Annotated in this window: 6 protein-coding genes; all 6 read left to right on the top strand. The window is 37.5% G+C overall.

Going from position 1 to position 13,504, the window contains the following annotated elements:
• Positions 1-6 precede the first annotated feature (6 nt).
• On the top strand, positions 7-1,353 hold the full coding sequence (locus GWK10_RS11430) for a Gfo/Idh/MocA family protein (RefSeq protein WP_164032497.1): 1,347 nt from the start codon (positions 7-9) through the stop codon (positions 1,351-1,353).
• 5 nt (positions 1,354-1,358) lie between these two features.
• Positions 1,359-2,804: a sialate O-acetylesterase gene (locus GWK10_RS11425; protein ID WP_164032496.1), complete on the top strand. Its 1,446-nt coding sequence runs from the start codon at positions 1,359-1,361 to the stop codon at positions 2,802-2,804.
• 156 nt (positions 2,805-2,960) lie between these two features.
• Positions 2,961-6,116 (top strand): SusC/RagA family TonB-linked outer membrane protein, encoded by a 3,156-nt coding sequence (locus GWK10_RS11420; RefSeq protein WP_164032495.1) that lies wholly within the window; start codon positions 2,961-2,963, stop codon positions 6,114-6,116.
• A gap of 21 nt (positions 6,117-6,137) precedes the next feature.
• Positions 6,138-7,910, top strand: a complete 1,773-nt coding sequence (locus GWK10_RS11415; RefSeq protein WP_164032494.1) for a RagB/SusD family nutrient uptake outer membrane protein — start codon at positions 6,138-6,140, stop codon at positions 7,908-7,910.
• Between the two features lie 168 nt (positions 7,911-8,078).
• Positions 8,079-11,627, top strand: a complete 3,549-nt coding sequence (locus GWK10_RS11410) for a sulfatase-like hydrolase/transferase (protein ID WP_239540748.1) — start codon at positions 8,079-8,081, stop codon at positions 11,625-11,627.
• A gap of 19 nt (positions 11,628-11,646) precedes the next feature.
• Positions 11,647-13,503 (top strand): DUF5060 domain-containing protein, encoded by a 1,857-nt coding sequence (locus tag GWK10_RS11405; protein ID WP_164032493.1) that lies wholly within the window; start codon positions 11,647-11,649, stop codon positions 13,501-13,503.
• The last annotated feature ends 1 nt before the right edge of the window (position 13,504 follow it).

Genomic DNA, 13,504 nt, shown 5'->3' with positions numbered 1-13,504 from the left:
AATACCATGAAAACAAGTAGAAGAAAATTTATACAAAAAACAGCTACGGCAACAGTAGGAATTGGTCTTGCAAATAGTTTAACCGCTATGTCTGCATCAAGCTATAGAAATATTATTGGTTCCAACGATCGTATTAATCTAGCTATTCAAGGCTTAGGACGACGCTATCCAGGATTTATTGACCCCATTGTGGATAAAAAGAGTAATGTTAAGCTTTTGTATTTATGTGACGTACTAAAAAGTCAACGTGAAAAAGGGGCAGCAAAATTTGCAGAAAAAGCTAGTTATAAGCCACGCCTAGAAAATGATATTCGAAATATCCTAGATGACAAAAAGGTCGACGCTGTTTTTATGGCAACACCAGATCATTGGCATACTCCCGGAGCTTGCATGGCTATGCAGGCAGGTAAGCATGTATATTTAGAAAAACCATGTAGTCATAATCCGCAGGAAAATGAAACTGTAGTTGCTTTCCAAAAAAGGTACAATAAAGTTGTTCAAATGGGAAATCAACAGCGCTCCTCAGTAGAAACAAATCAGATTATGAAAGATATTCATAATGGAGCCATCGGCGATGTTTATAAGGCGATTGCATTCTACGTAAATGGTAGGGGCAGAGTAGTCAATCCTGTCAAAGCTGCGCCACCAGAAGGGCTAGATTGGGATCTTTTTCAAGGGCCATCTCCACGAAAGGAATATACTCATGACACATGGAATTATAATTGGCATTGGTATGGTTGGGATTTTGGTACGGCCGAAATGGGTAATAATGCAACTCACGAGTTGGATATTGCACGTTGGGCACTACAGGTCAAGTATCCCGAACATGTGATGGTAATTGCCGGAAAGCGACAATATAAGGATGACGGCTGGGAAATGTATGACACCATGGAAGCTACCTATACTTTCGCAGATAATCGTATCATTCAGTGGGATGGTAGTAGTCGTAATAGACATGATAAGTACGGAAAGGGAAGAGGCACAATAATATATGGATCTAAGGGCTCTGTATTTGTTGACAGACAAGGTTATGCTTTGTACGACCTTAAAGGAAAGCTTATCAGAGATAGTAAATCAAAAGAAAAAGAAGGTGGAGTGGCTTTAGGCGGAGGTGGTGGTCTCACCACTATGCACTCAGTAAACTTTTTCGAAACAATTAGAGGTAAGCAAAAATTAAATTCTCCAATTGATGAAGGTGCAATTTCCCAAATGTTAACACATTATGCAAATATTGCATACCGCATAGATAAATCATTTGAGGTTGATGAAGTTTCAGGAAGAATTTTTGACCGTGAAGCAATGAGACTTTGGTCAAGAGCCTATCAGCCCGGCTGGGAACCAAAACTAAATTAATAAGGATGAGGTTATATCAACGATGTACTAATTTTTTAGCTTTTATTCTATTTTTTTTAGGCAGCTACGTTGGTTACTCACAATTAAAGATCCCTTCCTTTTTTAGCGACTTAATGGTCCTACAGCAGCAGGAAACTATGCCTTTTTATGGTTACGACTTACCTAACAAAGCTATTGAATTAGAGACTAGTTGGGGCTATGCAGCTGTAACTAAAACCAATGCTAAAGGTTATTGGAATGTCACTATCAAAACACCAGTTGGGTCATTCACCTCTCATTCGATCAGTATAAAGGGTAGTACTACCATCAAGTTAAAAGATCTTCTAGTTGGTGAAGTTTGGCTTTGTTCAGGGCAATCAAATATGGAGATGGCGGTTGGTGGAAGAAGCAACAGTCCAACAATAGGTTCTAACGAAATTATTTTAAATTCAAATAATCCCCACATTCGTCTTTTAAACTCTGAAAGAAATGCTAGTGTAACTCCTCTTGAAGATATTGTTGGTAGTTGGGAAGTGGCTTCGCCAAAATCGGTAGAAGGTTTTAGTGCTGTAGGATATCTCTTCGGCAAGAAAATATTTGATCAAATAAAAGTTCCTGTTGGTATCATTGAGGCTGCTTGGGGCGGTACTCGAATAGAACCATGGATGCCAAAAGAAGTGGTTTCTCAATTTAGTCATGTAAAAATGATCGATACTTTACCGGAGGATTTCAACAAACAAAAGTTGCCAAGCTTTTTATACAATGCGATGATACATCCATTGACAAATTATAAAATCAAGGGAATATTATGGTATCAGGGCGAAACGAATCGCACTAATCCAAAACCGTATGAACTAATGATGAAAAAGCTAATCAGTTCATGGCGCGAACAATGGAAAATTCCCGAGCTACCATTTTATTTTGTTCAAATAGCTCCCTACGATTACACACTTCGTAAAACCCCAGATATTAATGCGGCCTTAATTCGTGAAGCACAATTAAATGTTGCAAAAAGTGTCGATTATACAGGAATGGTGGTAACGAGTGATGTAGGAGATTGCCTTGATATTCACCCTGCGAGAAAAAAAGAAATAGCAGATAGACTTGCGTATTGGGCATTGGCTAAGCAATACGATGTTCAAGGTATACAATATGTCAATCCGTTGTATAAATCAATGAAAGTTGAAGCCAATTCTATTAGAATTTTCTTCGATAAAAGTACTGCTGATAAGTCATCAGGCCTAAGTAGTTTTGGTGAAGAAATTGTCGGATTTACGATTGCGGGTAAAAACAAAAGATTTTATCCAGCCAAAGTCACAATCAATAAAGATAGGACGTTAACCGTTTACTCAGCAGAAGTAAAAAAGCCAGTAGCGGTTCGTTATCTGTTTAGCAGTTGTTTTGAAGGCAATCTTTTTAATATTGCAGGTTTGCCCGTATCTCCTTTCCGAACGGATTCTTGGGAAGAATAGCATCATTTTAATTACTACAGTTTAAGAAACGATTCAAACTATTTGTTTTCAGGATAGCACAGGATGCGTAACGGTTTGTTGTTTAATAACTTGGTTCTGTTGAGGAATTGTTATTCAACACTATTTAAGAGTATAAACCTAACCAACCTGAGAATTATGTCAACATTTAAAAAAAAGAAAATTGGTGGCTTTCAATTTTGCCATTGTAAAATTACAAGCTTTTTGCTTCTAGTCTTATTTATGTGCGGAGCTACTACTAAAATTTCGGCACAAACGACTACCGTAACTGGTGTCGTAAAATCAACAGACGGCTCTAGCCTGCCAAGTGCTAATGTGATCCAGAAAGGGACCAATAATGGAGTCGTCACAGACTTTGACGGTAATTATTCAATTACGCTGATTTCGGGAGAACAAACATTGATTTTTTCTTTCCTTGGTTATATTACACAGGAGATTAAAGTAGATAATAGAACTACAATCGATGTAGTGCTAGAAGAGGACGCAGCTGCTTTAGATGAAGTTGTGATAGTTGGTTACGGTACACAAAAGAAAATTAACTTAACAGGTGCTTTAGACATTGTAACAAGTGAAGAAATACAAAACAGACCAATTGCTAATGTTGGTGAGGGCTTACAAGGTTTGATACCGAATCTTAATGTTACTGTTACCAGTGGAGACCCTACAGAAGGACCTACTTTTAATATTAGAGGTTTTGAATCTATTAACGGAGGTGCCCCTTTAATCTTGGTAGATGGTGTGCCTCAAGATTTGAATAGAATTAATCCTGAAGACATCGAGACGTTGACTGTTCTAAAAGATGGTGCCGCAGCTGCTATTTACGGTGCACGTGCCGCTTTTGGGGTAATTTTAGTAACCACCAAAAAAGGTAAACAAGGGATAAACGTACAATTAAATACCTTACTCTCTTGGAATCGACCTATTTTTAATGTAGATCCCATTGATGATGGTTACGTTTATGCATTAGAGCGTAATCGAGCACAACTTCGTGCTGGAGGTAATGCAAGATACGATGATGCTTATTTAGAGGGTTTGCGTTTGTTTTGGTCAGATCCCATCAATAACCCAGAATTTGAGGTAGTGAATGGTAACTTCCGAAATTATGGATATCCAAGATTATCTGAAACGTTGATGAACTCTACTTCACCTCGACAAAAAGTTGATTTAAGTGTATCTGGCGGTTCTGATAAAGTGAATTACTACACATCTGTTGGATTTTTTAATACTGATGGTTTCTGGAACAACCCGGCTAACGATAATTTTAAACGGTATAACTTCTTAGGAAAAGTTGATTATAAAATAAATGATATTATTTCTTTTGATTCGCAGGTTTCGACCAACTTTGAAAATTCTGATAAGCCTGCAGGTGTTGATATAAATACATTGATACGAATTGAACCTATAAGACCTTACATTGTACCTTTAATTCCAGGTTTTGAGCAATTTGAAGGTAGAAGCTGGGACCATGCTTTTCCTATTTATGAGCAGTTAGAAAATGGCGGTAGAGAAACAAACTTAGTGCAAGATTTATGGTTGAAGGGTGGAATTACAATTACCCCTTTAGAAGGCCTTAAAATTAGAAGTGATTTCTCATATAATGCGTTAAATAGACAATTTGAAAGGTATAGACCATTTTATGAAGTGGTAAGTTTAGACCTCGAAGATCCTCAGCCTGTTAGAAGTGTTGGTGATGATGATATTAATGTGTTTAGAGATTTTAATCAGTACTATGTGTTTAATGCATATGCTGAATATGAAAAAACAATCTCTGAAAAGCATTATTTTAAATTGATGGCCGGTTTTAACCAAGAGTGGGATTTTAACACTCGTATTTCTGCTTCAGCAACAGGTTTGACCCCTGGTCTTTTTGATATAAATGCAGCAACTGGTATACGTAATAATGGAGGTGGAAGATCTCAAGCCACTTTGCGCGGCGGATTTTCTAGATTCAACTATATTTATAAAGAAAAGTATTTAATTGAATCTACTGTGCGGTATGATGGTACCTCTAGATTCCCTAAAGAAGATCGTTTTGGCTTATTTCCTTCCGCATCAGCGGGTTGGATTATTTCTAAAGAAGAATGGATGTCCAGTACCAAAGATTGGTTATCTAACTTGAAAATAAGAGCTTCTTTTAGTGAATTAGGAAATCAACTTTTAGGCAGTAATTTCTACCCTTATATCCCATCTTTGGCAATTAATAATTCAAATTATGTACTGAATTCAGGAGAAATTCCTACCGTTAGTCCTCCTGGCCTTGTAAGTCCAGATCTTACATGGGAAACCGTTGTAAGTAAAAACCTAGGTCTAGATATTAGTTTGTTTCAAAATAAATTAGACATGACTTTTGATGTGTATACAAGAGATACTAAAGACATGTTGTTGCGTGTAGATCTTCCTGAAGTTATTGGTGCTAACGAACCATTACAAAACGGTGCTGACTTAAGAACAAAAGGATGGGAAGCGTCTGTAACTTATAGAGATAAAATTGGTGAAGATTTTAGCTATTCGGTAAATGTAAACGTAGCAGACAATAGTAGTAAAATTACCAAATATGAAAACCCTACGGGCTCCTTAGATGAATTTTATGTGGGGCAAGACATCGGTGAGATTTGGGGATATCAAACAGTCGGTATTTTTCAGAGTGATGATCCAACAGAGATTGCTGCTTTTGATGAAAGACAGGATGATATAGGAAATGGATGGACCACTGGCGATATAGAATTTGCCGATTTAAATGGAGATGGTGTTATAGATAATGGTGAAAATAGATTAGAAGATCGTGGTGATCTAGTCAGAATTGGTAATACCACACCAAGATATACCTACGGAATTAATACCAATTTAAGATACAAAGGGTTTTCTCTTTCTGTGCTGTTTCAGGGAGTGGGTAAAAGAGATTACTACCCTTCAAATGCTAACTGGACATGGTTTTTCCCATGGCGAGCCTATTATGGTGATAAAGCTTGGTTAACAGATACATGGAGACCAGATAATAGAGATGCTTACTTTCCTGCCGCATCGACTGGTGGTGCACAAAATAATGTGTCACAAACACGATTCTTGCAAGATGCCAGTTATGTACGTTTGAAAAATTTGAATATCAGTTATGATATTCCACAAAAAATTTCTGAAAAAATTGGTTTTTCTACCATGCGAGTATATGTTGCTGGGCAAAATTTATGGGAGTACTCAAATATTAGACATCCATTAGACCCAGAATATGTTTTTGACGACTCTATAGACTACCCACTTTTAAGAACATATAGTGTAGGGCTATTACTTAATCTTTAAATAACTTTAATTTAAAAAGTCATGAAAATATTTAAATATATAATTTTGGTAACGGCATTTTTAATGTTTAGTTGTAATGATGAATTTCTAGAGCGCATACCGCTTGATGAAGTAAGTAATGAAACATTTTGGAACAATGAAAACGACATCATAAACTACAATAATAATTTGTATGAACTCGTTAAAGACGATAGAAGAATTCCGATTCTAATGGGGTTAGGTGTTGGGCCTGGTGTAAATTTTCGCGATGGATTATGGTGGATGGACGAAATGAGCGACAATTTAGGTGCTACACACCCAAGAGCGGTAGACTTGATTACAGTAAGTACGGGTAATTTTAATGTACAAAATTCTGCAAGAGCTTTTGGTTATGATCCAAAAGGATGGGAGCTTGTAAGAGCTATTAATTTTGGTTTAGAAAACTATGACCGAGTTGCCATAGATGAAGATGTTCTTAATCAATATAAAGGAGAGGCTCGATTATTTAGAGGCTGGTTTTATGCCGAAAAGGTATCTAAGTTTGGAGACATGCAATGGATAGATAAGGTTTTAGCTACTGATTCGCCAGAATTAAATGGTGCAAGAGACGATAGAGATTTCGTCATGGGAAAAGCCCTAGAGGATTTAGATTATGCTATTGCCAATTTACCCGCTGAATGGGGACCTCCTAATGATGGTCAAGATCCTGGTCGTGTAGATAAGTGGGTCGCCTTGGCCGTAAAGTCCAGAGTTTGCTTATTTGAAGGAACCTGGCGAAAATATCATGGCCTCTCAGGAGCAGATACTTGGTTACAAGAAAGCGTTGATGCCTCAACAGAATTGATGAACACAGGTGGTTTCTCATTGTATACTACTGGAAACCCAATGGGTGATTATCGTTATGCGTCCTCATCAACTACACAAGCTGGAAATCCAGAAGTAATTTACTGGAGAAAATACGAAGCTCTAACAAATGGTCATTTTGCTTCACGTTTGTTTTGGAACTACAATGGTGGTGCTACAAAGAGTTTTGTAGATGACTTTTTATGTGATGATGGTCTTCCAATTTCACTATCGACTAATTATGCTGGTGATGCCCAAATTGAAGATGTTTTTGTAAATAGAGATTTGAGATTACGTCAGTGTGTTCTAGCGCCAGAAGATCAAGAACTATTAAATTATGCTAACGACCCAGCTAACACCTATCCCAGGTTGAATGGAATGGCAGGAGGCAGAAATAGATCAAACACAGGCTATCATGTAGTAAAGCATTGGAATGCTGTTGATGAATTATCGCCTCGTAACCAGCATACAGTGTCTCCACCTTGTTTGCGTTTAGGTGAAGTTTACTTAAACTTTGCGGAAGCCAAAGCTGAATTGGGAACTATAAATCAGGGAGATTTGGACATTAGTATCAATTTGTTACGAGATCGAGTAGGTATGCCTGGATTGGATATTAATCCACCAATGGATCCAGCACATGCTGATGATGGTGTTTCTGCATTAATTGTAGAGATTAGAAGGGAACGACGTGTTGAGTTGTTTTTAGAAGGTCATAGATACAACGATCTTCGTCGTTGGAAACAAGGACGATATTTGGCAGCACCTACATTAGGAATGCGCTTTGATGCAGCAGCAGAAGCAAGGTATCCCGGTGCTAACATCCAAACTATGTCAGTTGATGGTGTTCCGTACATTGATGTTCGCACTGGTACTCCCTTTGAACCTAAATTTGAAGACAAGATGTACTTATGGCCATTACCGACAAGTTCTCTATCTCAAAATCCAAACCTTGGACAAAATCCAGGGTGGTAAGAAGTTAAAGTAGTTTTAGAATTCCGATAAAACCCTTTATATCCTGACCAGATGTAAAGGGTTTTATTTTTCTTCTAAAACTTTCAGGATAGCACAGGATGGAAATACAACAGCATACTATTAGGTTTGAATAGATATGATTTTTCTAGAATACTCTTAAATTGCTTTATGATCAATTATACATTTTTCCATCAAATAAAAGTTTTGGTCGCAATGGCCCTGTTTTGTGGAATGCCATTTTCTTCAATTGCGCAAAGGGTTACAAAATCAGCGAAGAAAAAGCCCAACATAATTTTTATTTTAACTGATGATCAGCGTTTCGATGCTATAGGTTACATAGGAAATGAATTGGTTACCACCCCCGAAATGGATAAGTTGGCTAAAGAGGGGACATATTTTAAAAATGCAATAGTTACGACACCTATTTGTGCTGCAAGTAGAGCAAGTATTTTGACAGGACTTACCGAAAGAGCCCATAACTTTAATTTTAAAACTGGAAATGTCCGTGAAGAATATATGGTAAATAGCTACCCCAGATTATTAAAAGAAAATGGCTATAAGAGTGGATTTTACGGCAAATATGGTGTTCGATATAACGATTTAGATAAACAATTTGATGAATATGAATCGTATGACAGAAATAACAAATACAAAGATAAAAGGGGTTACTATTATAAAACTCTAGGTAAGGATACTGTACACTTAACAAGATATACAGGTCAAAAAGCATTAGATTTTATAGATAATTCATCAGATGATGAGCCGTTTTGTTTATCGTTAAGCTTTAGCGCCCCTCATGCGCACGATGGTGCTAAGGATCAATACTTTTGGCAAAACACTACCAACGATTTATTAGCGGAAACGAATATCCCTGGTCCTGCGCTAGGCGATGATAAATATTTTGAGGCACAACCGAAAATCGTAAGAGACGGCTTTAATAGATTGCGATGGACTTGGCGTTATGATACTCCAAAAAAATATCAGCATAGTGTAAAAGGCTATTACCGAATGATAGCTGGTATCGATCTAGAGATTGCTAAAATTCGCAATAAGCTAAAGGAAAACGGACTAGATAAAAATACGGTTATCATACTTATGGGTGATAACGGATATTTTCTGGGAGAACGTCAAATGGCGGGTAAATGGTTAATGTATGATAATTCTATACGTGTTCCTTTAATCATTTTTGATCCGAGGGTAAATAAACACCAAGATATAGAGGATATGGCATTAAATATTGATGTGCCACATACTATCGTTGATCTTGCAGGCATAGAAGCTCCAGAATCTTGGCAAGGTAAAAGCTTGCTACCAATTGTAAATAAAGAGTCAAATTCAATTGGTAGAGATACTATTTTAATTGAGCATATATGGGATTTTAGTGAAATTCCGCCAAGTGAAGGTGTACGCACTAAAGACTGGAAGTATTTCAGATATGTAAATGATAAAACAATTGAAGAGCTCTATAATTTAAAGAAAGATCCGCAGGAGGTAAATAATTTAATAGGAAAGAAAAAACATAAAAAAACAGCAGCTAAACTCCGGAAAAAGCTTGATGAACTAATAAAGCAAAACAGCAATAAATATAGAGCGGCACCAACCGATCTAACGGTTGAACTTATTAGAGAACCAAGTGAAGATGTTGAGATATTCGATTTAAAACCAGAATTTGGGTGGACCGTACCTATAGAATCTGAATTTCAATCGGCTTATCAGATACTAGTTGCATCTAATAAATCAATAATAGAAGCGAACAATGGGGATGTTTGGGATAGTGGTCGTGTAGGCGCATTGTCATCCACAAACATAGAGTATGCAGGTACTCCGCTAGAAATAGGAAAAACATACTTTTGGAAAGTGCGCATATGGGATGAGGCTAATAGATTGGTTGATTATTCCGAAGCACAAAAATTCATTACAGGTAAAAGTGATAGTTATATCATATCCACAGAAAATAAATTTGTTGTTGATAGAGTTAAACCAGAGAAATTTGAAAAACGAGGGGATTTTTATTTCATTGATTTCGGAAAAGCTGCGTTTGCTACCATTGACTTTTCATATAAAGCGAAAAAAGCACATACCTTAACTTTCCGCATAGGGGAACAGTTAGAGGGTGAAAATATTAATAGAACACCATTTAAGAAAAGTCATATTCGGTATCAAGAAATAAAAGTTCAGGTAACGCCGGGCAAAACAAAATATCAACTTCAGATCAAACCTGATAAGAGAAACACCCTCCCAAATAAGGCGATTCCGTTACCCGATGGATTTCCCGTATTAATGCCTTTTAGGTATGCCGAAGTTGAAGGGATGCAAGAAGAATTAAATGCGGAAGATTTTGAACAATTACGCCATAGAACATACTGGGATGATGAAGCCAGTAGCTTTAAAAGTGATAATGATATTCTAAATCAAGTTTGGGATTTATGTAAATACTCCATCAAAGCCACCACATTTAATGGGCTGTATGTTGATGGTGATAGAGAGCGAATTCCTTATGAAGCTGATGCGTATTTAAATCAGTTAAGTCACTATACAACCGATAGAGAATACGCTATTGGGCGACGTACCATAGAGTATTTTATGGAACACCCAACATGGCCCACCGAATGGCAACAGCATGTTGCTTTGTTATTGCATGCAGATTATATGTACACTGGTAATACCGAGCTTGTCGAACGCTATTACGAACCTTTAAAGTATAAGACACTGTATGAATTATCAAATGAAGACGGCTTAATTACCTCGACAAAAGTTGATGAAGCGTTTATGTATAAGCTTGGTTTTAAGCCAGGTTATCATAAACCCTTAACAGATATTGTTGACTGGCCTTCTGCTGGTTGGGGCGGGGATCCTAATAACAAAGGAGAGCGGGATGGTTTTGTTTTTAAACCTTACAGCACTGTTATCAACGCGTTTTTCTATGAGAACATGAAGATTATGGCAGAATTCGCTAAAATTTTAGGAAAAACACAAGAAGTATTGGATTTTGAATTGAGAGCGGCAAAGGCTAAAAAAGCGGTAAACGAACAGATGTTTGATAAAAAGCGTGGTATTTATGTTGATGGTATTGGAACTGACCATGCCTCTTTACATGCTAACATGATGCCATTGGCATTTGGTTTAGTTCCTGATGAACATATTGAATCTGTTGTTCAATTTGTGAAATCAAGAGGTATGGCATGTAGTGTCTATGGGTCTCAATTTTTGATGGATGGTTTATACAATGCTGGTGAGGAAGATTATGCTTTACAGTTATTTACAGATACAAGTGATCGGAGTTGGTACAATATGATACGTATTGGTTCTACCATTACATTAGAAGCTTGGGCCTTGAAGTATAAGAATAATTTAGATTGGAATCACGCATGGGGTGCTGTACCTGCAAATGCAATACCAAGAGGCTTATGGGGTATAAAACCCAAAACTCCTGGTTTCGGCGTCGCTACAATCAAACCGCAGATGAGTAAATTAAAATCAAGCTCAATTGAAGTGCCGACCGTAAGAGGAACTATAAAAGGTATATATACATATAACAATGCAAGGTTACAGACTTATGAGCTAGAAGTGCCTGGTAATATGGTAGCCGAGTTCTCTCTTAATAATCTTGAGGGGAAAGATTTAATACACAATGGCAAAAAAGTGCCTTCGGCTTTCGAATCTATTAGACTCTCACCTGGTAAGCATACTATTCAGTTGAAAATAAACTCTTTCTAAAGAATCAAAATTTAACCCTATGAAATTACAATTTCAATTGATTTCATTCGTAGCTCTAATCCTTTTTTCGTGTTCTTCACAACAAAAAGAGGTTAAGATTGAAGGCGAACTTAAAAAATGGCACAGAGTTACCTTAAACTTTGAAGGACCGGAAACAAGTGAAATGGCTGAAGAGAATCCCTTTCTAAATTATCGCCTCGACGTGACTTTTAAAAACAACGGAAATGAATACCTTATTCCTGGATTCTATGCTACCGATGGTAATGCTGCCGAAACTAGTAGTGATAGCGGTCATATATGGCAAGTACGTTTTACACCCGATGCGGTTGGCGAATGGACCTATACAACATCATTTAAAAAAGGCGAAAATATTGCGATAGCAGAGAGCTTAAGTGATGCCTCTAGTGCTGGTTTTATGGATAGTCAGACGGGGAGCTTTACCATAACCGAATCTGATAAAACTGGTATTGACAATCGCGCTAAAGGTCGGTTACAATATGTTGGAGAATCGTACTTAAAGTTCGCTGAAACCCAGCAATATTTTATCAAACTAGGTGTTGATGCACCAGAAAACTTATTGGCATTTACTGATATTGACGTCTCTACAAATGCACTAGATTTCCAAAAAGCATGGGAGCCCCATGCTAGAGACTATGATGAAAGTGCTGCACCATTTGTTTGGCAAGAAACAAAAGGTAAAAATTTGTTGGGGGCGATCAATTATTTGGCGAGTGAAGGACTTAACGTATTTTCATTTTTAACCTTCAATGTTGATGGAGATGATCGGAATATTTTTCCACATCTATTAAAAGTGCCAGTAAAAGAATATGAGGCGTATGCCAGCATAAAAAAAAATAAGGAAGCTTGGGAAACCATGTTTCATAAAACACGGTTCGATGTTTCAAAATTAGAGCAATGGGAACGTATTTTTGAATTTGCCGAAACAAAAGGTATGTTTTTGCATTTTAAAACACACGAAACTGAGACAGATCATTTAATGGATAATGGCGTCTTCGGTATTGAGAGTAAATTATATTACAGAGAGCTGATTGCTCGATTTGGCCATCATTTGGCCATGAATTGGAATCTGGGAGAAGAAAACAATCAGCCGATCGATGAGGTTAAAAAAGCAGCTAGGTATGTCGCGGATTTAGATGCCTATAACAGTCACTTAGTCATTCATACCTTTCCGAATAAGGATGATCGTTACGCAGAGTTAATTGGCGACCAGTCGCCACTAACAGGTGCCTCTTTACAACTAAGTGATGAAGAATTTAGAGATGTATATCCAAGAGTACTGAAGTGGCGCAAGAAATCGAATGCTACTGGTAAGAAATGGGCCTTGGCTGTTGATGAGCCAGGAAAGGCCAAAATTGCGCTTCTACCCGATGATGAAGATCCTGAACATAACTTTGCTCGTGGCAGAGCCATGTGGGGTACACTAATGGCTGGCGGCTATGGCGTTGAATGGTATTTCGGATATGCGAGTCCAAACTCTGATTTGACCTGTCAGGATTTTAGAAGCCGGGACTTGTTTTGGGATCAGAACAGATACACTTTGCAGTTTTTTAATCTGCACATTCCGTTTTGGCAAATGGAACCCAACAATAGCTTAACCGCCGATGAAATTTCGTATTGCCTTGCAAAAGAAGGCGAGGTTTATGCTATTTACACTGAAGCGGAAGCAGATAAGATCGAATTGAATCTGGGGAATTCAGATGAAAGTTTTACTATAAGATGGTTTGATCCCAGAAATGGTGGAGATCTTCTTGAAGGGTCGATAACATCAGTAAAAGCGACTGGTATGGTGGCTTTGGGGAGTCCACCGTCGGCAGTAGACAAAGATTGGGCGATCTTAGTACAACGTGCCGAATAAA

The organism is Spongiivirga citrea, assembly GCF_010671565.1.
Lineage (GTDB): Bacteria > Bacteroidota > Bacteroidia > Flavobacteriales > Flavobacteriaceae > Spongiivirga > Spongiivirga citrea.
Note: the sequence above shows the minus strand (reverse complement) of the source record. Positions and strands in the feature narration are given on the sequence as shown.

What these genes read in the sequence shown, in the direction of transcription:
- GWK10_RS11415 (WP_164032494.1), top strand. Translation starts at nt 6,138, where the DNA reads ATGAAAATATTTAAATATATAATTTTGGTAACGGCATTTTTAATGTTT.
- GWK10_RS11405 (WP_164032493.1), top strand. Translation starts at nt 11,647, where the DNA reads ATGAAATTACAATTTCAATTGATTTCATTCGTAGCTCTAATCCTTTTT.
- GWK10_RS11425 (WP_164032496.1), top strand. Translation starts at nt 1,359, where the DNA reads ATGAGGTTATATCAACGATGTACTAATTTTTTAGCTTTTATTCTATTT.
- GWK10_RS11420 (WP_164032495.1), top strand. Translation starts at nt 2,961, where the DNA reads ATGTCAACATTTAAAAAAAAGAAAATTGGTGGCTTTCAATTTTGCCAT.
- GWK10_RS11410 (WP_239540748.1), top strand. Translation starts at nt 8,079, where the DNA reads ATGATCAATTATACATTTTTCCATCAAATAAAAGTTTTGGTCGCAATG.
- GWK10_RS11430 (WP_164032497.1), top strand. Translation starts at nt 7, where the DNA reads ATGAAAACAAGTAGAAGAAAATTTATACAAAAAACAGCTACGGCAACA.